At 50.7% G+C, this 22,470-nt stretch carries 20 protein-coding genes and 1 pseudogene; 11 read left to right on the top strand and 10 right to left on the bottom strand.

The window, feature by feature from the left end:
* Positions 1–9 precede the first annotated feature (9 nt).
* From EYQ01_06960 to EYQ01_06945, 4 genes are all read left to right on the top strand, one after another.
* A complete protein-coding gene (locus EYQ01_06960) occupies positions 10–804 on the top strand; it encodes a metal ABC transporter ATP-binding protein (protein ID HIE65536.1) in 795 nt (264 codons plus the stop codon).
* Positions 805–808: 4 nt separating this feature from the next.
* Positions 809–1,699 (top strand): metal ABC transporter permease, encoded by an 891-nt coding sequence (locus EYQ01_06955; protein ID HIE65535.1) that lies wholly within the window; start codon positions 809–811, stop codon positions 1,697–1,699.
* A gap of 8 nt (positions 1,700–1,707) precedes the next feature.
* Positions 1,708–2,013 carry a TlpA family protein disulfide reductase gene (locus tag EYQ01_06950; GenBank protein HIE65534.1) on the top strand — a complete coding sequence of 102 codons (306 nt, stop codon included), beginning with the start codon at positions 1,708–1,710 and terminating at the stop codon, positions 2,011–2,013.
* A gap of 128 nt (positions 2,014–2,141) precedes the next feature.
* Positions 2,142–2,522 carry a hypothetical protein gene (locus EYQ01_06945; protein HIE65533.1) on the top strand — a complete coding sequence of 127 codons (381 nt, stop codon included), beginning with the start codon at positions 2,142–2,144 and terminating at the stop codon, positions 2,520–2,522.
* 82 nt (positions 2,523–2,604) lie between these two features.
* On the opposite strand, the gene hemG is transcribed toward EYQ01_06945, so the two are convergent.
* A complete protein-coding gene (hemG, locus tag EYQ01_06940; protein HIE65532.1) occupies positions 2,605–4,026 on the bottom strand; it encodes a protoporphyrinogen oxidase in 1,422 nt (473 codons plus the stop codon).
* Between the two features lie 101 nt (positions 4,027–4,127).
* On the opposite strand from hemG, the gene EYQ01_06935 reads away from it, so the two are divergent.
* Both EYQ01_06935 and EYQ01_06930 read left to right on the top strand, forming a co-directional pair.
* Positions 4,128–4,808: a glycosyltransferase gene (locus EYQ01_06935; GenBank protein HIE65531.1), complete on the top strand. Its 681-nt coding sequence runs from the start codon at positions 4,128–4,130 to the stop codon at positions 4,806–4,808.
* Positions 4,809–4,844: 36 nt separating this feature from the next.
* Positions 4,845–5,663 carry a M48 family peptidase gene (locus EYQ01_06930; protein HIE65530.1) on the top strand — a complete coding sequence of 273 codons (819 nt, stop codon included), beginning with the start codon at positions 4,845–4,847 and terminating at the stop codon, positions 5,661–5,663.
* An 80-nt stretch (positions 5,664–5,743) separates the two neighbouring features.
* Here EYQ01_06930 and EYQ01_06925 read toward each other — a convergent pair whose 3' ends face one another.
* The 7 genes and pseudogenes from EYQ01_06925 to EYQ01_06895 form a co-directional block, all read right to left on the bottom strand.
* Entirely contained in the window at positions 5,744–6,532 is a 789-nt protein-coding gene (locus EYQ01_06925; protein HIE65529.1) for a response regulator, read from the bottom strand.
* A 107-nt stretch (positions 6,533–6,639) separates the two neighbouring features.
* Positions 6,640–7,584: a PAS domain-containing hybrid sensor histidine kinase/response regulator gene (locus EYQ01_06920; GenBank protein ID HIE65528.1), complete on the bottom strand. Its 945-nt coding sequence runs from the start codon at positions 7,582–7,584 to the stop codon at positions 6,640–6,642.
* A complete protein-coding gene (locus tag EYQ01_06915) occupies positions 7,581–8,156 on the bottom strand; it encodes a PAS domain S-box protein (protein ID HIE65527.1) in 576 nt (191 codons plus the stop codon). The genes EYQ01_06920 and EYQ01_06915 overlap by 4 nt, the downstream gene beginning before the upstream one ends.
* Before the next feature lie 159 nt (positions 8,157–8,315).
* Positions 8,316–8,819, bottom strand: a complete 504-nt coding sequence (locus EYQ01_06910; GenBank protein ID HIE65526.1) for a hypothetical protein — start codon at positions 8,817–8,819, stop codon at positions 8,316–8,318.
* A 554-nt stretch (positions 8,820–9,373) separates the two neighbouring features.
* Positions 9,374–11,045, bottom strand: a pseudogene (locus EYQ01_06905) (cation acetate symporter).
* Positions 11,042–11,323: a DUF4212 domain-containing protein gene (locus tag EYQ01_06900; GenBank protein ID HIE65525.1), complete on the bottom strand. Its 282-nt coding sequence runs from the start codon at positions 11,321–11,323 to the stop codon at positions 11,042–11,044. Before EYQ01_06900 ends, EYQ01_06905 begins: the two are co-directional and overlap by 4 nt.
* Entirely contained in the window at positions 11,320–11,949 is a 630-nt protein-coding gene (locus tag EYQ01_06895; GenBank protein ID HIE65524.1) for a methyltransferase domain-containing protein, read from the bottom strand. Before EYQ01_06895 ends, EYQ01_06900 begins: the two co-directional genes overlap by 4 nt.
* Before the next feature lie 258 nt (positions 11,950–12,207).
* Here EYQ01_06895 and EYQ01_06890 point away from each other — a divergent pair, with 258 nt between their 5' ends.
* Together EYQ01_06890 and EYQ01_06885 are read left to right on the top strand one after the other, a co-directional pair.
* On the top strand, positions 12,208–13,884 hold the full coding sequence (locus tag EYQ01_06890; GenBank protein ID HIE65523.1) for a DUF4124 domain-containing protein: 1,677 nt from the start codon (positions 12,208–12,210) through the stop codon (positions 13,882–13,884).
* Between the two features lie 800 nt (positions 13,885–14,684).
* On the top strand, positions 14,685–15,203 hold the full coding sequence (locus EYQ01_06885; protein ID HIE65522.1) for a hypothetical protein: 519 nt from the start codon (positions 14,685–14,687) through the stop codon (positions 15,201–15,203).
* A gap of 73 nt (positions 15,204–15,276) precedes the next feature.
* On the opposite strand, the gene EYQ01_06880 is transcribed toward EYQ01_06885, so the two are convergent.
* Together EYQ01_06880 and EYQ01_06875 are read right to left on the bottom strand one after the other, a co-directional pair.
* Positions 15,277–15,819 carry a hypothetical protein gene (locus EYQ01_06880; protein HIE65521.1) on the bottom strand — a complete coding sequence of 181 codons (543 nt, stop codon included), beginning with the start codon at positions 15,817–15,819 and terminating at the stop codon, positions 15,277–15,279.
* Entirely contained in the window at positions 15,750–15,926 is a 177-nt protein-coding gene (locus EYQ01_06875; protein HIE65520.1) for a hypothetical protein, read from the bottom strand. The genes EYQ01_06880 and EYQ01_06875 overlap by 70 nt, the downstream gene beginning before the upstream one ends.
* 160 nt (positions 15,927–16,086) lie before the next feature.
* On the opposite strand from EYQ01_06875, the gene hemW reads away from it, so the two are divergent.
* The 3 genes from hemW to smc all read left to right on the top strand — a co-directional run bounded on the left by hemW (position 16,087) and on the right by smc (position 22,363).
* Positions 16,087–17,208, top strand: a complete 1,122-nt coding sequence (gene hemW / locus EYQ01_06870) for a radical SAM family heme chaperone HemW (GenBank protein ID HIE65519.1) — start codon at positions 16,087–16,089, stop codon at positions 17,206–17,208.
* Between the two features lie 30 nt (positions 17,209–17,238).
* Entirely contained in the window at positions 17,239–18,636 is a 1,398-nt protein-coding gene (gene rimO, locus EYQ01_06865) for a 30S ribosomal protein S12 methylthiotransferase RimO (protein ID HIE65518.1), read from the top strand.
* Between the two features lie 145 nt (positions 18,637–18,781).
* Positions 18,782–22,363 (top strand): chromosome segregation protein SMC, encoded by a 3,582-nt coding sequence (gene smc / locus EYQ01_06860; protein HIE65517.1) that lies wholly within the window; start codon positions 18,782–18,784, stop codon positions 22,361–22,363.
* Positions 22,364–22,470: the final 107 nt, after the last annotated feature.

Genomic DNA, 22,470 nt, shown 5'->3' with positions numbered 1-22,470 from the left:
GGAAACGTTATGGATGACGAGCGCAGAGACCAGATCCGACTCGAAGACCTCGTGATTGGCCACCGGGGCCACGCCCTCCTTCAAAAAAAAATCTCTCTCACAATCAAGAAGGGAGAATTCTGGGGCATTGTGGGTCCCAACGGAGCAGGAAAGACGACCCTCATCAAGACCCTCCTGGGAATTATCCCACCCGTGAAGGGAAAGATTGATCGCACGGAAGACCTGAGCTTCGGCTATGTCCCACAGCAGGGAATCCTTGATGATATCTTCCCCCTGACGGTGTTCGATGTTGTCCTGATGGGCCGCTACGCCCATATCGGGCCAATGCGGTGGGTGAAACGGTCGGATCGAGAGTTGGCCCGGCGCGATCTTGATCGGGTCGGTATCGTTCATTTGGCCGATCGCCCTTTCCGTTCGCTGTCCGGGAGACAAAAGCAGCGAACCCTCCTTGCCCGCGGCTTGGCTGCGGAACCGGACATCTTAATTCTGGATGAGCCGACAGAGGGAATGGACCTGGGCGGAGAAAACGGGGTGATGAACCTGATCCTTGATCTGAAAGCGGAATCCGGACTGACCATCCTCATGATCACACATGTTTTGAATCTGATGGCCAACTTTGCGGAACAATTAATCATCATCCATCAAGAAGAAAACCTCTTCGAGACCGGGGTGACGGCGGAATTACTGAATGCCCGGAGACTCAGGGAGATTTATCGGCTCGACGTTGAGGTTCAGTCCTTCCATGATCAGAAATTCATCTTTGTCGATCGCTCCCCTTTAAAGCCTCAACCCGGGAAAGGATGAGGCAATGGAATGGCTGAAAGGGATCCCTCTCCTCTCTGACCTCTTGCTTGCCGAGAATGCCGGAATGAGCTTTCTGGAGGCGATACCGATCCTCCGAAACGGCATCCTGGCCTGTCTGTTGACGGCCCTGATGTGTGCCTTTTTAGGCGTTTATGTGATTCTCAAACGAATCGTCTTTGCCTCGGCGGCGCTGGCCCAAATCTCAGCTCTGGGCGTCGCCTTTTCCTTCCTAGTCGGAACACTTCTCGGGCAGGATCTTCCGGAGGAGGTTCATCATGTCATGCCCATTTTATTTTCGGTACTGGCCGCAGGTTTTCTTGCTATTCAAACCAAAGAAAGAAAGATCACTCGGGAAAGTCTGCTCGGGATAGGGTACATTGTTCCGGCCGGCCTCGTTCTTCTGATCCTGGACAAGATTTCCAGTGAAACCCGTGAGATCGAGAACATCCTTTTCGGCAACACCGTGTTTGTCCCCACGTGGCAGGTCCTTCTTCTCCTTGTCACGGCCGTGGTGGTCCTGGCAATTCACCTGACCTTCCACAAAGAATTTATCTTTGTGGCCTTTGATCCGGACTCCGCCCGGGCCGCCGGACTGCGAACGGCCCTCTTAAATCAAGTCTCTTTTATGACGATCGGTGTCACCATCTCTATCTCAATCAGCACGATCGGGGCACTTCCGGTTTTCGGTTTCATCGTCATCCCTGCGGCCGGGGCACTGATGTTGACAAATCGATTGAAGACGGCATTTTTCCTTTCAGTCCTATTCGGGGGCCTCTCCGCATTTTCAGGCTTCTATCTTTCCTTTCTTTACTCCCTTCCCACCGGCCCTGCCATGCTCGGAACTGCGGCCCTCTTCCTGATACCGGGGATCATCAACAGGATACTGGGGGAGTGATCAACCCGATGGAAGAAAAGCTTGTCCTCTTGAACTTTTGGGCGACTTGGTGTAAACCTTGTCAGGAGGAAATTCTGGAAATACAGGCACCCTACGAGGAATACAAAGATAAGGACTTCGTCGTCCTGGGTGTCAAATTTGGTGAGAAGCCGGAAAAGGCCGCTTTGCTGGTCAAAAAATGGGCCTCACCTTCCCGATTCTTCTTGATCGAAAAGTCGAGATTGTATTGCGCCATCAAGTCGTCAGCCTCTCGGTCAGCTTCTTCATTGACCCGAATGGAATCATTAAGGAACGGGTCTTTGGCGGAACGCTGACAAAGGACAATATCGGAAGCGCATTTCACCGACTTCGGGGTAAGAAGAAGTAGAGAACAATTTCACACGCAGCAAAGCAGCAGAGAAACAAAAATCGGAAGACCTTATTAACCTAGAGGAGATCAAGAATGAAAATAAAATCTTTTTTCGGAGTTAGTGCAGCGGCAGCCGTTGCAATATTCCTTGTACTGCTCTCAGCAGGCCTTGATCAGGCCCACGCAAAAACCTCTCCAGCCCTGGCGTCTCCGGCGGGCGCGGGCGACGAGGGACATAACGCAGAGGGGATTAAACATTACAACAAAGAACATTGGAAAAAAGCGGCCAATCACTTCCGTGGCGCTATAGATGCCGATCCTAAGCTGGCCGAGGCCCACTACAATCTCGCCCTGTCCCTGGATAAAATGAGAATGCACGGCCCCGCGACAAAGTCCTTCGCAACAGCGTTGAAGCTGGGCAAGGGCAATCCGGATATTTCGGGTTCCAGTATATTGAAGGCACACCTAAGGTAGAATAATCTGGTACGCTGAACGCTTACCAGTAAAGAAAATTATCGCCGTAACAACCGAGGCTTCAAAACCAGATGGGTCGGCCTTACAAGGCTGACCCATACTGGACAATCTTCTCCGCCGTCTCCATCCCCTGCCGAATACAATCCGGAATTCCAACACCCCGATAAGCGGCCCCAGCCAAGAAAAAACCGGGATGTTTTTGGGTTTCTTTCTCAATCCTGGCAACACGATCAAGATGACCGAGATTGTATTGCGGATTTGCCTTGATCCATCGGAAGGCCTTCGCCACCACGGGTTCGGCCTGAATCCCCAGAATCGACTCAAGTTCTTTCCGGACCAGGGCAATCAGTCCAGCATCATCCCGGTCGATAAGGTCTTCGTGATGCGCGCCTCCGATGAAGGCGCGTATGAGAACATGCCCCGCAGGGGCACGGCCCGGAAACTTTGTGGAACTCCAGGTTGTAGCAATAATCTTCCGTCTTTCCCTCCGCGGAACGACAAAACCAAAACCGTTCAGGGGATGGGGCACATCTTCCCTTCGGAAGCCGAGCGACACAGTCGCTGTCGAAACATATTTAATCTCTCTAAGAAAGCCAGAAAGCGAAGGGTCCCATCCCTCAATCCACCCCGCCGCCGTGCCCGTTTTTGTCGTGACGACCACAACGTCAGCTGTGTATGTCTCATTTTCGAGGGAGACCGCATAGCCCTCTTTTTGTGGGATAACAGCACAGACCTTCTCACCGGAAATCAGCCTGACCCCCTCCAGCTTTCCGCGAACAGCCTCCACGAGGCTGGAGAGACCCTCCCGTAGCGTGACAAAGAGCGTCCATTCCGGCTTCGCCCCCCCCTGCTTGGCCGTATCCCATCGCCTCATCCACATTCCCCAGATCAGGCTCCCGCTGCTTTTCTCCAAGGAAGCAAATTGAGGAAAGGTCGCGGTCAAACTCAATTTTTCCGCGTCACCGGCAAAAATGCCCGCTAGAATCGGCTCAGCAAATTTCTGAAGGGCCTCCTCCCCCAGACGCCGCCGGACAAAGGAGGCTATCGATTCATCTTCAGGGGAATCCTTCCTTGGAATCAGAAGGTCGAACCCCATCCGAACCTTCCCGTACGGAGATACCAGGGGACTGAAAAGAAAGGGCGTCAAACGGCCCGGAACCATCAGATTAAAGCCTTCCGGAAGCGGCATCAGTTTTCCGCCGGAAAGGATGTAGACCGACTTCTCAACCGTACAGGTCCGGACCAGGTGATCGGTCATGCCCAGTCTACGGCAAAGATCCAGGGCACCCGGCTTCTGCGTAATAAAAGAATCAGGTCCCCCTTCGATGATGAAATCATCAACTCGCTCGGTAAGGATCTTCCCACCAAGGCGTTTTTCACCCTCGATTAAGGTGATATCGACTGGGGAATCCGCCTCTCTTGCTTTCTCCTGGAGAAAGTAAGCGGTAGAGAGACCCGTAATTCCGCCGCCGATAATGATAACCTTTCTTTTATTCCGAGACATACACCTTCACGCTCATAATAAATTTCTACCGGTGGCCATTCTACTTCAATGCAGACAATCTTTCAAACGATGGCCCTGCGTGGTAATATCGCCGTTAACCCATGAAAAACCTTCTGATCATATTTGCCAAGGCCCCGGAGCCCGGCCAGGTCAAAACACGGCTCCTCCCCTTTCTATCCCCGGAGCAAGCCGCGACCCTGCATGAGGCCTTTATTCTCGACACGCTTGTAAACACAGAACGTCTTCCCCTCCAACACGCGTTAGCCTGCACTCCAAGCCCGGAACATCCATTTTTTCGCCAATGCGGAATGGAACACACTCTTCTTTTCGTCCAACAGGAAGGGAAACACCTCGGAGAACGGATGAACCATGCCCTGGAATGGGGATTTTCAAAGGGCTTTGAGAAGGTCCTTCTGATTGGAAGCGATACTCCAACCTTACCGAAGCAATTTATCCGGGAAGGCCTTGACCGGCTCGACACACATCCCTGGGTCATCGGGCCGAGTCTAGACGGGGGATATTATTTGATCGGGGGAACGGCCCCCCTACCCGGCCTCTTCAACGGCGTCCGTTGGGGAACAGATGAGGTTCTGACAAAGACACTCAAAATGTTGGAAAAACAAAAAACCCCTTGCCATCTGCTTCCCTTCTGGTACGACATCGACCGGCCAAAAGACCTCGTCCTCCTCAAATCTCACATCACACTCTCAAAGGCACAAGGGGACTTTTATCCGAAACTTACCTGGGATAAAATAGAAAAATTGAAGCAGCTCTGTCTTTGAGGCTCTCTTCGTTGTTTGTGCTATGATGATCCGATAATGAATCTGTGCAGCCATATTTACAAAACAATCGCCGTTTCCCTCCTCCCTTTCGCCTTGCTCCTCTCCTGCCGGACAACGCCGGTCACGCAGCGATCCCAGTTCATCCTGATTCCAGAATCGGAAGAGATCTCCATGGGACTGAAGGCCTACAAGCAGATCCTCGAAAAAGCAAAGCTCTCCGAAGACCCGGACAATATTGCCTTGGTCCGGCGTGTGGGGGAACGTATTGCCGCAGTGGCGAATCGGCCCGACTATCAATGGGAGTTCAAGCTAATCGAAGACGACAAGTTGGTCAATGCCTTTGCCCTGCCTGGAGGAAAGGTCGCAGTCTACACCGGGATTCTCCCGCTCACCAACAACGAGACCGGGCTGGCCACCGTCCTGGCCCACGAGATTGCTCACGCGATCGCACGGCATGGGGGTGAACGAATGACCACCGGCCTGCTGACCCAGCTCGGGATGGCGGCGCTGGAAGCAAGCCTGGGAGGAAAGGGAACCGGTTCAAGTAAGATGAAGGCCATTAAATCCGCGTATGGTGCCGGCGCTCAAGTGGGCGTCCTCCTCCCCTTCAACCGAAGACAGGAATTGGAGGCCGACCGCATCGGTCTCATGCTGATGGCGAAGGCCGGGTATGACCCAAAGGAAGCGGCCCTTTTCTGGAAACGCATGTCAAAGCTCGACAAGAAAAAAGCCCCTAAATTCCTTTCAACCCACCCCAGTGATGCCCACCGGATCAAGCAAATCCAACTTTGGCTCCCCGAAGCCGAGCGGGCATACGCGGCCACCTTACCCAGCCAAGGGGTTCTTTTGCCCTAGACACGAGGGAGTCTCTTTCAGGATGATAAGCTAAATGATAGCACCCCTCGGTTGTCCGAAATGTGAGAACAAACACAACACTAGCCTTGGTCCAGGACTTCTCGAATCGTTTTCTCCATGTCTTTGGGACTGAAAGGTTTTGGGAGGGCTTTGAACGGCCTCAGGTCTTTGGGTTTACTCGCTTGATCGGAAATATCATGGCCGCTGGAGATGATCACCTTCGATTCAGGATTGATCTGACGCAATCGTCGGAGTACCTCCCATCCTGACTGGTGGGGTATGCTCAAATCGAGGACAACAACCGGGATCTGTCCTTGTTCCCGACTGAAAATCCTCAGTGCCTGGTTTCCATCTTTGGCGAGCAGTACGGTATATCCACGTCTCTCCAAGACCACTTTTCCCAGCTCTCGAATCAACTCATCGTCATCAACAATCATGATGGTCTCAGTACCGTAGGCAAGCGGTTTATCTGTCCTCGTTACAACCGCCGCCACGACAGAACTTTTTGTCCGAGGGAGATAAACTTTAAAGGTCGTCCCTTCACCTTTGGTTGTTTCCAGATCGATCCACCCTTCATGCCTTTTTATGGTTCCATACGTTGAGGCTAAACCCAGACCTGTTCCAGAGCCGATCTCCTTGGTTGTGAAGAAGGGTTCAAAGAGGTGAGGCACATTCATTTCATCGATACCCGACCCATTATCGAAAACAGCCATACAAACATAATCACCGGCTTTTGCCTCGAGGTGAGATTTGCAAAAGGTCGCATCAAGACAAACATTTCTTATCTTTATTTTGATTTCAGGTTGCCAATCCCGCTCCTCGCTCAGCTTCTCTTCCAAGGCGTCTCGCGCATTAATACAAAGGTTCATGATGACCTGATGTATTTAGTCTGAGTCAATTAGAACAAGCCATGAACGATCCACGGACTCCAGGGTAAGCTTGATTCGGCGATCTATGGTCTGCTGGAGCAGATTCCTTACCTCTTCTGCAAGAGTGAAGAGGGCTTGCGTCTGGAGGTTGACCTGGTTTTTTTACTAAAGGATAGAAGCTCTTTCGTCAGTGCGGAGGCACGCCGCCCCGCCTTCTTAATCATGAGGAGCGACTCCTGAATCTCCGGCTGATGGGAAGTCTGCTCCAAAACAATATCGACATATCCAATAATGGGTGTCATCAGATTGTTGAATTCATGGGCGACTCCACCGGCCAGTTGGCCGATGTTTTCGAGTTTCTGGTTCTGAAAAATCTGTTGCTCCATTTCCTTCCGTTCTGTAATATCACTAAAGAGGCTGATGTATTGGCCAATTTCGCCCGTCTTGTTCCTGACAGCAATAATCGAGAGCCATTTCGGGTAGATCGTTCCGTCCTTTTTTTTGTCCCAGATTTCTCCCTTCCACTGACCTGTGGCAATGAGAATGTTCCACAACTCCTGATAAAATGCCCTGTCATGCCTGCCGGAATGGAACATTCTGGGAGTCTGTCCAACAATCTCTTCTTCCGAAAAACCGGTGATCTCTATGAAGGCGGGATTGATTGAGATGATCTTTTCGTCGGCGTCGGTGATCATAATCGCTTCGGCCGCACTTCTAAACACGATGCCGGCCAGTCGCGAACTTTCTTCTGACTTTTTCCGTTCCGTGATGTCCCGAACCACTGCCATGATGCAGGCCCTTCCCTTCATGATGATCGAGGCGGCAGAAATCTCTACCGGGATGAAAGAGCCCTCCTTGGTTCGACAGTGGAACTCGTCACTTAATCCGCCTCCCTTTTCAAGGACAGACCTGGTGAGTGTTTTTAATTCATCAATATCGTTCGGATGGATATCTGAGCAACGCAGGGACAACAGTTGCTCCCGGGTAAACCCGAGCATTTTACAAGCAACGGAATTGACCTCAAGGATCTCATCTTGTTCTGGATCAATCAAAAAATGGCATCATGGGAGGCGTTAAAGATGGTCTGGTATCTTTCCTCAGAGGCACGATGAATATCCTCTTTCTCTTTTCTCATAGAAATATCGGTATCGATGCAGACCATTCTAAGCGGTTTCCCCTCAGGATCCCGGGCAATCACTTTCCCACGATAAGAACTCCAGAGATATCGACCTGATTTTGCATGAAGCCTCAATTGGCATTCGTACAGGTCGGTTTTTCCTTCCAGGTGGTCCTCCAGTTTTTCATGTGCCACTGTCTTGTCATCCGGATGCATAAGCTGTCCCCATGTGCTGATATTCATCTCAAGCTCATCCGGTTCATATTCAAGCATTTGGAACCACCTCGGGCTGAAAACAACTTCTCCGGTAACAACGTTCCAATCCCATGCCCCGCTAATACTTGCATCAAGGGCAAAAGTAAGCCGTGTTTCCGTCTCTTTCCGTTCGTTGATCTCAGCCTGCAAAAAAACAGAAGCCTGTGTCAGTTCTTCTTTTTTTCGGGTTACAAAGTGCAAGTAGGACACAAGGAAGACGGTAAAGAAAGATATACCGACGGAAAATGCCATTTCCCCCCATTTCAGCCTCTTGCTAAAATCAGCTGAGGTTCCCTTAGAAACAATCCGCCACTCACGGCCCGCGACTGAGAAGCGCTTTTCAGAGCTCAGGTCAGGCCTTTCCCGGCCTCCCTGGACTTGGCCTTGGTCACTTTCAGAACTATTGAAGGGCTAAACCTGATTGAAATCCCCCTCCGAGGTGGTCGTCATATCCTCAACCCGGATCTCTAAGGGCACCTGAGGGAGAAGGTCGAGTGCTCCCTCCACCATGGCTCCGACTCGATGTGCAGAAAGGACAAAGCCCCGTAAATTCTCTTTTCGGTCTGCCACAGTTTCAATGGAGATGCCTTTTTGATAGACGGGGGCGACGATCAGGATCGCCTTCTTATGCCCTTTTTCCTGCACAAGCCGGATCAGTCCACTTGACCTGACCTCACCAGACTTCCATGATCTCTCCAAAGTTTCTCCTCTTTCTTGATCCGATGCAAAATCAAAACCTAAGACTGCTTCGTTCCCCCGGTAGGGTTCGACATAATAGACTGGGAAATAGTGATCTTTTTCTCTCTCCTCAGAAATTTTTCCATCCACTCCCAATTCCCAAAATTTAAAATCAGGAAAGATCTCTTTCGCCTCTGTTTCGAAGTCTTTTCGTTTGTCCGCGGTGACAAGGGGAATCTATTCGAGCGCCTGAATATTCTCATGATCCAATAACATGTTTTTAGAAAAAATGCTGAACTCCTCCCTCGTAACCTCTTGAGAAGCTGCATAGAAGGCCTTGAGGGATTCGACGGACTCTATAGAGTGGCCAAATGCCTCTTTAATAAGGGACATCCGCGCTTCGGAGACACGGTGAAATTCCTCGCTGATCCACTCCGTCTAATGGCTTTGAATAACTAAAAAAGCGATCGATGACAATAAGAAACCAACAACCACGATCGAAAATACCGAGAGATAGGCCAGACGATGTTGGGTCAGGAGTGGGATGGATTTTGAAACTGGCTCTTTACTCGTATTTAAAAAAGGTTTCAATTTCCCCATGGAGGCTCCCTGAAGAGAACCCCATCTTAACGGGCATAAATTTAATTTTTAACCATAAAAAGCAAAATTCGGGATATCTCGAAACAGGCAGAGTCGGCCCGCGTCTACCCTGTATTCCGAAACCTTTTTCTCTCTGGACATTGTGGGTCTGTTTTTCCTGAGTTTCTATCCCAAGGAAAAATCCCTTATATTTATTCCGGGATTCGTATCCGCTCGACGAGATCCTGGATCTCAGGCGGAGGAGGTGCGGTTTTGGAGGAGATGATATTCGCGACAAGAAAGTTCAACATCATGCCGACGGTGCCGATGCCTTCGGGTGAGATGCCGAACCACCAGTAAGTTGGTGTATTCAGCTCCGGATGCATAAATTTAAAATATATGATGTAAGACGCCGTGAAGACCAGACCGGAGATCATCCCGCTGATCGCGCCGTACTTGTTCATCCTTTTCGAAAAGATCCCCATGATGATTGCGGGAAAGAAGGAGGCCGCCGCCAATCCAAAGGCGAAGGCAACCACCTGGGCCACAAAACCGGGCGGATGGAGACCAAAATAACCTGCAATACAAACAGCGAACCCCGCCGAGATTCGCGCCGCCAGCAACTCTTTTTTAGGATCGATGTCGGGCATCAGTCCTTTTTTGAGGAGGTCGTGTGCAATGGATGTGGAGATAACAAGGAGCAGACCTGCCGCCGTTGAAAGCGCTGCCGCGAGGCCGCCCGCGGCAACCAGGCCGATCACCCAGTTGGGAAGTCGGGCAATTTCCGGGTTTGCAAGCACCATGATGTCACGATCAATGGTCAGTTCATTTTCGATGTCCGAATTCGGCCCACGGTATTGAATCCGTCCGTCATTGTTCTTGTCTTCAAATTTGATCAGGCCCGTCTTTTCCCAGTTTTTGAACCATTCCGGAACTTCCTTGTATTCTGCATCCGAAATCGTCGTCAGCAAGTTTACACGCGCAAAGGCGGCAACCGCGGGCGCCGTGGTATACAGGAGGGCAATGAAGAGCAAGGCCCACCCTGCCGAGCTACGTGCCGCGGCAACCTTGGGGACGGTGTAGAATCGGACGATGACATGAGGCAACCCGGCGGTGCCGGCCATGAGGGCCGCTGTGATGAAAAAAATATCAATCGTGGATTTGTGCCCCTCGGTGTAAGTTAGAAACCCGAGTTCCTGACTCAAGCCGTTGAGGCGGTCCAGCAGATAAACCCCGGAGCCATCCGCAAGGGTTCCGCCAAACCCAAACTGAGGGATCACATGGCCGGTCATCATGAGGGAAATAAAAATAGCGGGCACAAGATAGGCAAAGATCAGGACACAATATTGTGCGACCTGTGTATAGGTGATCCCTTTCATGCCGCCCAGGACGGCGTAGAAGAAAACGATACCCATTCCGATCAGGACGCCCGCGGTAATATTCACGTTTAAAAATCTCGAAAAGACAATGCCGACGCCGCGCATCTGTCCGGCCACATAGGTGAAAGAAATAAAGATGGCACAAATGATGGCGACAAACCGGGCCGTCTGCGAATAATAACGGTCTCCGACAAAATCGGGGACCGTAAATTTTCCAAACTTGCGAAGGTAGGGGGCGAGTAAAAGGGCGAGCAAGACATATCCCCCCGTCCAACCCATCAGATAGACCGACCCGTCCCATAAATGAAATCAAACCGGCCATCGAGATAAAAGAGGCGGCACTCATCCAATCCGCAGCAGTGGCCATGCCGTTGATGACCGGCGGCACATCACTTCCGGCCACGTAGAAATCACTTCTGGACTTCGCCCTGGCCCAGATGGCAATGCCGATGTACAGGGCGAAGGAAGTCCCCACCATGATGTAGGTCCAGACTTGAACACTCATGAGGCCTTAGCGTCCCTCTCGCCAAGAGCGTATGCCTTGTCGAGACGCTTCATCAGCCGGACATACACAAAAATCAAGAAGACAAAGACATAAATGGCCCCCTGTTGCGCAAACCAGAAACCGAGTTGAAAGCCCCCGATTCGAATCGTATCCAGGTCATCAACAAAAAGAATGCCGAAGCCGTAAGCCACGACGAACCAGATCGTCAACAAGATACTCAGGTACTGGAGATTTTTCCTCCAGTAGGAAGATCGATGATGACGCAGGGCTTTGCTCATTTATCTGACCTCCTTTCCCACTTTCCGATCTTTAGAATTTGTCCCTGTATCTCCCGCGGACGCTTTACGCTCCAATCCAACACTTCTCCTTTTTGACTTTTGATAAAGGTCTCGCCCATTTTTTCAAAGGGTTCTCGTCCGGGATCGGCAATCAGTATCAGGGGAACCTCTGACCTAATCGCGCGCCGAAGTGATTTTGTTAGCGCATCAACCATACTTTTCCAAAAACAGATATCTGCGCCGATCAAGACATCGACATTCATGAGTTCTTCCGTCTTCAGCTTTTCAAACGGTTTTATTAGGGTCGTGATCTTCACTTTATTCAGATCCGCATGCATTTGTAAATAAGGAAAAACATCCGGGTCCGTATCGACTCCCGTGACAATCGCGCCATGGTTTTTGGCACAATATATCCCCGTCAAACCCCATCCACAGCCCAGCTCCATCACGCGCGCGCCTTGAGCCAATCCCCTACGCTTGAAATAATCCATCAGCAACCAACTGGAGGCCCAGATTTTATTTCCATGCACAGATGAGGGGTAATGCCGCTTGAGTTTCCTTATTTCAGGGTGAGGTGACCGCAAAGCGCGCACCCCATAAGAAAGCATCTCGGTTTTAGTGAGCATCCTGATTCACGCTCTTCTTCTTTTGATAAAAGATTCCTTTAAAACACGCGTTGTTCAGATTAAAAGCTTCATGATTGGGGAGGGTCAGCATATCAAAGCTGAGGATATTAGGAAAGCTGTTATTGCTTCGACGGATAAATATACTATCAGATTCATAGTCGAATCAAGGCTGACCCTCCCTCGGTTGGAAATCAAACACGATTGTACTATGATAATTAGGGTATTCTTTATTCTCCAGGTGGTTGCAGGGAGGGTGTAATGGGTTTGTCTCTCCGGTTCGGGTTGGTTGCTGTCCAATTGATCACCATCTTTATGCTGACCTCCGGTCTTGCAGATTCGACGGTATACACATGGAAAGATGAAGCCGGAGTCACAACTTTCAGCGACAATCCAAATTCGGCACCCGATGGGGTTCAGACGAGGGTCTTTATAGCCCAATCTTCAAGACAAGAACCGTCCGAGACCCGTGTGATGGAAGAGGGGCCGGGGCAAAACTCTGGCATTCCGACAACCCTTGTCTCCCAAGGAGAATTTTCGGTTCTTCTGGTGAGAGAACTCGGCTACAGCGGGGGCCAGACACCTGAAGCAGCGGCCCGAATCCTGTCAAATATCCCCATCATTCCACCCTTCGGCGGTTGGGACCTCGACGCGCCCATGACTCCGGAGATCACCTCCCGGCTTCGGGCGACAACCATCATGGCCCCGCAAAAGGGATGGATTTCGGTGACACCTGAACAGGCCCTCCACGCCTTTGATTCTGCAGCCGCCCTGGTGGGTATCCCGATACCTGTTGACCGCAACGCTGAAGTCCAGGAGGCCTTGCCCCCGGATCAGGGTATCGCATATGTGAATGTTGTCACCCAGGGAAAGTTTGCAGTCCACCTGTCCCGGGAACTGGGACTGGGCAAGGATCTGACAGACGAAGAGGCGACCCGAATCCTGTCGGATCTTCGCGTTGCGCCGCCCCTCGGAAAATGGGAACACAGCGCGGCCATGACTCCTGTGCTGACATCGCGGCTTCGGACACTTGCGGTCGCAGCCTCACAAATGGGATGGATTGCGGTCACACCCGAAGAAGCCCTTTTTGCCTTCGATAGTGCGGCCGTCCTCTCGGGCGTTTCAATTCCCGTTGAACTCGACGCCGAGGCAATGACGGCCTCGCCGCGTACGGTAGTCGTTCCACCTCTGGTCTATCTATCTCCTCCGCCTTATATCATTGCCCCATACTACACTTGGGTTCCCGTATCGGGCGGATTTCTCTGGCATGGCACGACCATGCGTGGATTCTTTGCGCTTCATAGCATCCATATCAATATCCATTTTTTTAACGGCCACCGCTTTGCGTTTAGGCCGCGGTCCATTCGCCACCATTTTTTAGATCATCTAAGAAGACGTCATCTGAAAAACAGGCATGTCATCCGTCGTCCTGTGGACCGGACTGCCGGTTTGTTTACAACACCATTTGTCCGACCGTTTCCTTCGCTTCGACATCGCCAAGGTGGCTTCCGTGACCGGGAACATATTATCCGTCATAGAATGTCAGGAAGGAGGCCTATTGAGAGTCATCTTGTGAACAAGCATATTATGCGTCGGTCTACAAACTATCTATTAGGTCGTATACCTCCATACACAGAAGCAAGGCCTCACATTCGTAATCATCAGAGGGGGTCAAGAAATTCTCTCCATTTACGGAAGCCCCATCGAGGAGGTTCCCATAACCGGAAAGATATCCTCCACAACCGGACAGCAAATGGAAAACATAGAGTTCGCCATTTACCACCCCCTGCTCAACATCTTGCAACAAAGCGAACAGCCCCATCCGCACCACACGCGCTCAGCCGATCTCCCCGAAATACCCGTCCTTCGACTTTTACAAAAAGGCAGGGGAAACGGGGGCGAAACGGAAACACCTCAGGCCGTCACCGCAGACGGTGACAAACAGTCTCGTCGTCAGGTGAGGAGACCAGCTCTCCCCCACCCTTCCTCCCATTATTATCGGATAAATCGTAGGACTTTCTCGTTTTCAAGCTGTAACACATTGATTTATATCGAGCTGTTGAGAAAGTAAGGTCAAAAATGGGCGTTGAGAGGAATTTTTGTCCATTTAAATTTATAACTATCTGATATTTTTATATAAATATCTTAATTGATTCCTTTTTATGTTTAATTGTTTATCCACATTTACTGTGGATAAACTGTGAACATCGCCCCAGGAACCATCGCTTTTGCCCTATCATGCGGGACGATCAACGCTTTGCCCAAATAATGATCATTGTGACCTTTCACATTTCCATACAAGATATTGTGTCAAGAAAAAACCAGGTCTTTGTGTGTTGTAGCCGGACATTGAGTTTGAGAAAAGTGTTCCACGGAGAGACCCCCGTAGATTGCTCCCTTTCGTGGAACATTACCCCCTTTAGAGGGGGTTTATCAACAGGCCTAGTTCAGTTATAATGCTTGGGGTACCTCTACCGAAAATCCTAGAGAAAGAACCCTTTCCTAAATATCCGGAGCAATCCCTGTTGGGTCAATCATTGATTCCAGATTGGATGTTGAATATAGCCGTCGGTTTCTTTTTTCTCTTCGCGGGAGTGTCAGTCTACTTTTATTATTCGAAGCAGTCTCATCACAATGCCTTGTTCTGGGGGTGGCTGTCAGGAGTTCTTCTTGTTAGTATTGTTGCTCTTTTCATCAGAAATGATTTAATAAAACACGAGGTTGAAGAAAAATGACCTGTGTATTCAGGCTTTCTAGTTCCAGCAAATGAAACAGAACCACCATTGCCAGATGGTGTTCCCAAAAACACAATACAACTCCTCCTTGGCGATGACTTACGAGTACTTGCTGCCAACTCAGAAAATCATGTCCTTTTATATAAAAATAAGCCATTTCTGACTATTGGCATCGAAGCCAATCTAATGAGGATCAAAACTGAAGTAGTCGATTTTCAGAACCGTCATATAGCTCGGATTATAAACAACGAGTTCCAGATAAGTCAGGAAAATGCTTTTAATCCTCTGCAACCAGACAGGCACTCCTTAATCGTACGGGATGCCAAGGGGAACGAAGTGTTGAATATTCGATTTGTAAATAAGAAAACCATAAGAGTTACGGGGCGCTTCCATCTCAATGGTTATCCAGAGCCATTCCTTATCCTCCAGGACGACGGAATAAGGTGGCCAGGAGGTGGAGGCATTGGCCACCTTACCATAGACTTAACCCAATCAGAAGGCGGCATGTTGAACTTCCAATGAGTTTAATAAAAAAACATCCTAGTTTCTAGAGCAAGCCAGCAACTCATAAACGTCTCCCTTTTTATCGTTTAAGTCAGCAATTCATAATCAACAATTCGTTGGCTTTCTTTTTCTTGTTTGCGGCCACGCTGTAGGTGGTGGTGGCTTTTTCTATTTTGAAGCCTTTGAAGAGGTCTCGGGTCTCTTTTGTGTCATTTAAGGACACTATAAACTTGCCTTTAATGGCCCTTAAAAGGGTGTTTAATCGGGGGAAATCTTCCTTCTCGAACACGCCCTTCCCGTAGTCGTTTTCGTAGCCGTAGTATGGGGGATCTATATAGAAGAAGGTGTGCGTTTTGTCAAATCTTTTTATCAGTCGCTCATAGGGCATGTTCTCTATGTAGGCAGTGCTCAGTCTCATGTGGGCGGCGGAGAGTTCTTCTTCTATTCTGAGGAGGTTGATGTTCGGCCCCCGGGTGGTGTTGACGTTGTATGTCTGGCCGGTGAGCTTGGCTCCGTATCCGGATCTCAATAGATAGTAGAACCTGGCGACCCGCTGGACGTCGATTAGGGTTTCGGGCTTTTCGCCAGGAATCTTTTGAATTCCTCCCTGGTATTGATGATCCACCTGTAATATCGAATGAACTCATCGAGAGGGTTCTTTATGACCCGGTAGAGGGTGAAGAGGTCGATGTTGATGTCGTTGATGATCTCGACCTTCGACGGGTCTTTTTTAAAGAGCATCCAGGCGGATCCGGCGAAGACTTCACACTACCAGTGATGCTTCGGGATGATCTTGTTGGCGAGGAGTAATTTGCCTCCGAGGGATGAGAGAGAACTAAGCCGCATGAGTGGCCTCCCTGAATTGCGCTCACTATGCGTGTTCATGTAGAGTTATAGACTTATGAAACCCACCGGACTTTATATTGATTTCCCGTTCTGTGTGGCCCGCTGCGCCTTTTGCGGTTTTTCTGTGCAGGGTTACCGGGAGCGGCCTGCGGAGGCTTATGCCGCCGCACTTGAGAAAGAGCTGCGCCTCCACGCGAAAGAGGCCTTAAATCGTCATCGTTTGATCACCAGCATCTACTTCGGCGGCGGAACCCCGACGATTTACCCGGTGGATCTGCTCACGGGGCTCCTCTCTCTTTGCCGGAAACGCTTCCATATCGCATCCGACGCCGAGATCTCCATGGAGGCTCATCCGGCGACCATCAATGCCGCCAACCTCGTTCCTCTTCGCAAAGCAGGCGTCAACCGTCTCTCCATCGGCGTACAATCTTTCTCGGACAAACACTTGCGTGTGCTCGGAAGAAATCATAACGCCCGGGAAGCCCGAGAAGCCTTTCACGCTGCACGGCAGGCCGGCTTTAGCAATATCGGCATTGATCTGATGTATGCCCTGCCCGAACAAACGGCAGAAGAATGGGAAGAGACCCTTCAGGCGGCGATTGCGCTCTCACCGGAACATATCGCCCTCTACGCCCTCTCCATAGAAGAAGGGACCCTCTTTCACAAGAAACAAGAGGCCGGAGACCTTTCTCTTCCTTCTGAGGAAGAGACGATCGCGTTCTACGAGACCGCCCGGACCCGGCTCAAACAGGCCGACTACGCGCAATACGAGATCTCCAATTTTGCCCGTCCCGGCTATGCCTCCCGGCACAACCTTCGCTATTGGGACCGGGGAGAGATTCTTGCCGTCGGGCTCGCAGCCCATTCCTATCTCAACCGGGAACACAGGGAGAATACCGATTCACTCTCCGCTTACTTGGAACAGCTTGCATCAGATCATCTTCCACTTGTACGAAAGGCGGCGATTGATGCGAGAGAAGAAGAGGTTGACAAGATCATCTTCGGCTTGAGAAAATCAGAAGGCATTCCCCTGCAATTCGTAACACATGATTTGGTCCACAAGAAAACGGCCAACCGCCTGATCAAAAACTGCCTCCTTCACCTTGAAGACGACCGACTCCGACTCACAGACAAAGGCATCCACTTTGCCGATGAGGTCGCCGTCGCTTTTTTATAAACCCTTTTATAAACCCAAGGAACATTAGCATTGAGCAGTCAACCGGAAACGAACGGGACAGAAACAATCAAGGTCGGCCTTGTTAGCCTCGGCTGCCCTAAAAATCAGGTGGATTCTGAACTCATTCTGGGATCACTCGTTCAGGAGGGATACGTCTTAACGCCCAAGGCCGAAGAGGCGGACATTATTATCGTCAATACCTGCGGTTTTATCGATCAGGCCAAGGAGGAGTCGGTAGACTCCTTGATCGCCATGGGCGAACTCAAAAAAGAAGGGCGCTGCAAGCTCCTCATCGCCACCGGTTGTCTCACCCAGCGCTATCCCGGAGACCTGCTGGACCAAATGCCTGAGATCGATGCCGTCCTGGGAACGGGTGATTTCCCCAGGATCGCCTCTCTCTGCCGAACCCTCCTCAATAAAAAATCCGACCTCCGTCCCCGCTTTACCGATGCGACTTCCTACCTCCAGCAACTGGAAACGCCTCGCCTTCGCCTTGGGCCCAGGCATTCGGCCTACGTCAAAGTGGCGGAGGGCTGTAACTACCGATGCTCCTTCTGCGCGATTCCCTCTTTCCGGGGGGACCTCAAAAGCCGCCCGATCGATGCGATTATCGATGAAGTCCGACGATTGGCCGAGGAAGGGGTCGTGGAAATCAACCTCATTGCACAAAGCCTCACCAGCTTCGGCATAGATCGCAAAAATAAGGGGGAGTTAAACGCCTTGCTGAAGGCATTGACCCGTGTCGATGGCATTCAATGGATTCGCCTCTTCTACACCTACCCTACCGATTTCTCAGACGATCTCATTGACCTGATCGCCGAAGAAAAAAAGATCTGCAGCTACATTGACCTTCCCCTTCAGCACATCGACAACACCCTCCTGAAAAAAATGAACCGTAAAGGAAAACGAGATCGGATTGAGGCCCTTATCAGAAAACTCCGCCAGCGTATACCCGAAGCCACCCTACGGAGTACCTTTATTGTCGGTTTTCCGGGCGAGACCGACCCGGCTTATGAGACCCTCTCCCAGTTTATCAAAGAAACGGAGTTCGACCGGCTCGGAATCTTCACCTATTCGCAGGAGGAGGGGACCTCGGCCTACGCCCTTGGAGATCCCGTCCCCCAAGAAGTAAAGATCGCACGTCAGGAAGCCCTCATCGAGATGCAACGACAGATCTCAAGACAAAAGAATCGAAAAATGATCGGAACCCTTCAGATGGTTCTGGTGGATGGTCTTTCCAAAGAAACCGACCTCCTTTTGGAAGGAAGGTGGGAGGGGCAGGCCCCCGACATCGATGGTGTCGTCCTGATCAACGACAGCGGGTCGCGGAAATTAAACCCCGGTGAATTTGTCTCCGTGCGGATCGAAGCCGCCCATGATTACGACCTCATCGGCCATGTGGAAACGCCCCTGGCGGTTCTTCCCTGATCTCGACACTTCCCCCTACATATAGCGCTTCCTGTCTCTTTCAACCCCTACAGATTGAAAATTATCCTTTACTTTTGAGCCGTCCCCGTGCTATTTAAAACACTGATTTGATCATTTTTTTCAGTCTCTTGGCTAAGGAGTTTCGATGCGACTGAAAAGTCTAGAGATTTTCGGTTTTAAGACCTTTTTTGATAAAACGGTCCTGAGATTTCAACCCGGGATGACGGCAATCGTCGGGCCGAACGGCTGCGGAAAGAGCAACCTGCTCGACGCCATCCTCTGGGTCCTGGGAGAACAAAGCCCGAAAAACCTCCGGGGAGAACGCATGGAAGATGTGATCTTCAACGGGACGGAGCTTCGGAAGCCCCTCGGCCTAGCGGAAGTGTCCCTCACCTTCGGTGATATTTCCAATGAGCTCCCCCCGCCTTACACGCCTTATGCCGAAATTACCATCAGCCGTCGCCTCTACCGCTCCGGCGAAAGTGAATATTACATCAATAAAACCCCCAGCCGACTAAAAGATATTCGCGATCTTCTCATCGATACCGGTACAGGCTATCGCTCCCATACCATCATTGAGCAGGGGAAGGTCGATCAGATCATCTCTGCCTCACCCTTTGAGCGGCGCGAAATTATTGAAGAAGCGGCCGGCATCGCAAAATATCGTCTTCGAAAAGCGGAGGCACTCCGTAAGCTGGATGCAACCGATCAAAATCTGGTCCGTGTACACGACATCATTGGAGAAGTAAAGCGACAGATCAATTCACTCGACCGCCAGGCACGGAAGGCGGAAAAATATAAGCGGATGAAAGAGGAGCTCAAATCCCTTGAATTACAAGTCGCCCATACGGAATGGCGCGAATGGAGGCAGAAGCGGGAAGCGCTGACGGAAGAAGAAGCCCGGCTTAAGGAAGAGGAATCCCGCCAGGGTACTGCTTTGGAAACGCTCGGATTACAGCAGTCGGAGGCCCAGCTCTCTTTAACACAGAAAGAGGGAGAACTCACTCGAATCAACACACAACTGACTGAAGTTGAAGTGCAGATTCAACGCCAGGAAAGCCGAATTGAACTTCTGCATGCCCAACGGCAGGAGTGGATTGAGACCCAAACCCGCACAAATCAGGAGATCAGGGAAACGCGTCAATCAGAATCAACGCTGGCCACAGAACAGGAAGAACTGGAGAAAGAAAAAGCACTAATCGAGCAAGCCCTCCCCGAAGGAAATATAAAACTGACCCATCGACAGGAAGAAGCGGATCGGGTCAACGCGAGGCTAAACGCAAAGGTTGCCGAATTAGAGCAGGAAAAGACCACCCTCTTTGATCTCGTCTCCCGGATAACAGCGGCCAGAAACAACCTTGCTCATATTCAAACACGCAAAGAAGAATTGGACCGAAAAAAAGAACGCGGTTCCCTTGAACAGAAAAGTGTCTTAAAAAAAATGGAGCAATCCGAGCAGACGCTGCAACAACTCAATCATCGTATCGAAGCGATAAAGCAACAGCTCACTGAAAAACAGGCGGCACATGTTTCAACAACATCACAGTTGAAAGAAATCGAGGCCGAACTAAAAACAAAAGAAGAACGTCTCGCGCGCGCTAAAGAAGAACGGGCGGCCGCTTCGGCGCAATCGGCCTCCCGCGAAGATTTTTATCGCGGATTGTTGGGCGAAGAGGAAGGCACGGAGAATGTCCTTCTCCAACTGGATGGCTTACAGGGCATGATCGCCGACCTAATCGAGGTTCCTCCCCGCTATGAAAAAGCGATCGAGGCGGTCCTGGAAAACCGTCTTCGCGGAATCGTCGTGGAAGGATCGGCTGAGATCAAGAAAGGAATCGGCTATCTTCGTCAGAAGGAGATGGGCCGCGGAGCCTTCTTTCCGCGCGTCCCCCGTTCCTTCAAAACAAGGGGTCACTCTCCGATCGAAGGAAAAGGAATCATTGGCCGGGCCACAGACCTGATCACCACCCAGAAAGGCTACGAGGAGATTGCCGAAGCCCTTCTCGGCACGGTTATTCTCGTCACGGATCTCGACGCCGCGCTTCAGATATGGGAGTCCGGCCAACATCCTGAAATCCTGGTGACGCTTCAGGGTGATGTTGTGGACCCAAGCGGGATCGTTTCCGGAGGAGAACGAGGGGAATCAGGCCTCCTGGCACAAAAAAGAGAGATCCGTTCCCTTTCCGAACAAATCGACCACCTCATAGAAGAGATCCAGGGCCTTGAAACCGACATAGAAAGCGGCCAGAAGAAAAAACAAGGCGCCCTCTCGGAAATGGAGTTCCTCGCAACGGGAATAAGATCCCTTGAGATACAAGTGCTTCATGAAGAAAAAGATCACGATAGCCTCCTGAGTGAAATCAACCGTCTTCAAGACGGGCACCAGACCCTTCTTTTCGAGCAGGAAGAGGAGTCAAAAGAAGAGGCAGACCTCCTCCACCTGGAAAAATCCGAGCAAGAGGCCATCACCGGGACGGAACAGGCCAAAACCGAAAAGGAGGCAGCCATCATCCGGTGGCAGGAACTTTTAAGCAAAATCAGACAATCACTGGAAGAAGTCAAAGAAAGCGTGGTCCAGCTCAAAATGGCAACGGCCTCCCTCAAAGAGAAACAAGGCCACCTTCTTGAAAAACGAGATAGAATATCGCGCGAGCGGGAAGACCTCTCTCTCCGCTGCCGTGAAAAAGAACAACTTTTAACCTCTCTGCAGGAAAAGCTAGGCGCGGGAGAAAAAGAAGAGGGTGAAATCACAGCGTCTATTCAGGAAAGCAGCCTTGAACGGGAAGGCTTCCTGAGCCTCATCCGGGAAAAGAGAGAGGCACATGCGGCCGTTCTTCTAAACCGTCAGGATATTGAAGGAGAAATCGGGAAACTCCGCACCAGCATTGAACAGACAAAGAATGTATTGCAGGAAAAAGCCCTTCATAAAATGGAAGCAGGCATCAACCAGGAAAAAATAGAAGAAACCATCCTGATGAATTATCAGATCGAGATCGCAAACCAGGAAATGCTTCCGGTGGAGGATTTTTCTTTTGATGAGGCGCACGCTTCCGCGGCAAGGCTCCGTGGCACGCTCGAGCAGATGGGACCGGTCAATATGGGAGCCATCGAAGAGTACCAGGAACTTTCAACACGCTACGAATTCTTAACCTCCCAGGAAAAAGACCTCACGGAATCTATGGACAGCCTTCGGGAAGCGATCGCTAAGATCAACAAGACCACCCGCGGACTTTTTGTGGACACATTCCATAAACTAAACGAGAAGTTCGGTGAGGTCTTCAACTCCTTCTTCGGCGGAGGGAAGGCCGAATTGATCATGCTTGATGAAGCACACCCCCTTGAATCCGGGATCGAACTTCTCGCCCAGCCTCCCGGGAAAAAAACACGGAGCATCACACTGCTCTCCGGCGGAGAAAAGGCATTGACCGCAATTTCGCTCCTTTTCGCCGTTTTCCTGATCCATCCAAGTCCCTTCTCCATCCTGGACGAAATCGACGCCCCGCTCGATGAAGAGAATACCCGCCGCTTTACAAAAGCCATTCACAAGATGTCGGAAAAGACCCAACTCATCATCATCACCCACAATAAATTAACCATGGAAACCGCCGATGTACTATACGGGGTCACCATGGAAGAGACGGGAATTTCCAAATTGGTCTCGGTCAACCTGAAGAGTAAACCCCGAACAGACAGCCATCCTGTAGGAACCCCTGTTTCGGCAGGATAAGGGTTACAAAATCCCACTTGAAAACCTGGCTTCACGCTCGAAGCTTCGACTAAAACGAGGGTATCTGAACCGTTTCTTTGCCCCACCTCCATTATTTGACAACGCAT

The sequence above is a fragment of the Candidatus Manganitrophaceae bacterium genome, assembly GCA_012960925.1.
In the GTDB taxonomy this organism is placed as follows: Bacteria; Nitrospirota; Nitrospiria; order SBBL01; family JAADHI01; genus DUAG01.
Note: the sequence above shows the minus strand (reverse complement) of the source record. Positions and strands in the feature narration are given on the sequence as shown.

Excerpts from the sequence above, each read along its gene's own strand:
- EYQ01_06875 (HIE65520.1), bottom strand. The coding sequence starts at position 15,926 with ATGCTCTTTAAAAAAGACCCGTCGAAGGTCGAGATCATCAACGACATC.
- EYQ01_06925 (HIE65529.1), bottom strand. The coding sequence starts at position 6,532 with ATGAACCTTTGTATTAATGCGCGAGACGCCTTGGAAGAGAAGCTGAGC.
- smc (HIE65517.1), top strand. The coding sequence starts at position 18,782 with ATGCGACTGAAAAGTCTAGAGATTTTCGGTTTTAAGACCTTTTTTGAT.
- EYQ01_06890 (HIE65523.1), top strand. The coding sequence starts at position 12,208 with ATGGGTTTGTCTCTCCGGTTCGGGTTGGTTGCTGTCCAATTGATCACC.
- EYQ01_06955 (HIE65535.1), top strand. The coding sequence starts at position 809 with ATGGAATGGCTGAAAGGGATCCCTCTCCTCTCTGACCTCTTGCTTGCC.
- EYQ01_06895 (HIE65524.1), bottom strand. The coding sequence starts at position 11,949 with ATGCTCACTAAAACCGAGATGCTTTCTTATGGGGTGCGCGCTTTGCGG.
- hemW (HIE65519.1), top strand. The coding sequence starts at position 16,087 with ATGAAACCCACCGGACTTTATATTGATTTCCCGTTCTGTGTGGCCCGC.
- EYQ01_06960 (HIE65536.1), top strand. The coding sequence starts at position 10 with ATGGATGACGAGCGCAGAGACCAGATCCGACTCGAAGACCTCGTGATT.
- EYQ01_06950 (HIE65534.1), top strand. The coding sequence starts at position 1,708 with ATGGAAGAAAAGCTTGTCCTCTTGAACTTTTGGGCGACTTGGTGTAAA.
- EYQ01_06915 (HIE65527.1), bottom strand. The coding sequence starts at position 8,156 with ATGGCATTTTCCGTCGGTATATCTTTCTTTACCGTCTTCCTTGTGTCC.
- hemG (HIE65532.1), bottom strand. The coding sequence starts at position 4,026 with ATGTCTCGGAATAAAAGAAAGGTTATCATTATCGGCGGCGGAATTACG.
- EYQ01_06900 (HIE65525.1), bottom strand. The coding sequence starts at position 11,323 with ATGAGCAAAGCCCTGCGTCATCATCGATCTTCCTACTGGAGGAAAAAT.
- EYQ01_06945 (HIE65533.1), top strand. The coding sequence starts at position 2,142 with ATGAAAATAAAATCTTTTTTCGGAGTTAGTGCAGCGGCAGCCGTTGCA.
- EYQ01_06935 (HIE65531.1), top strand. The coding sequence starts at position 4,128 with ATGAAAAACCTTCTGATCATATTTGCCAAGGCCCCGGAGCCCGGCCAG.
- EYQ01_06930 (HIE65530.1), top strand. The coding sequence starts at position 4,845 with ATGAATCTGTGCAGCCATATTTACAAAACAATCGCCGTTTCCCTCCTC.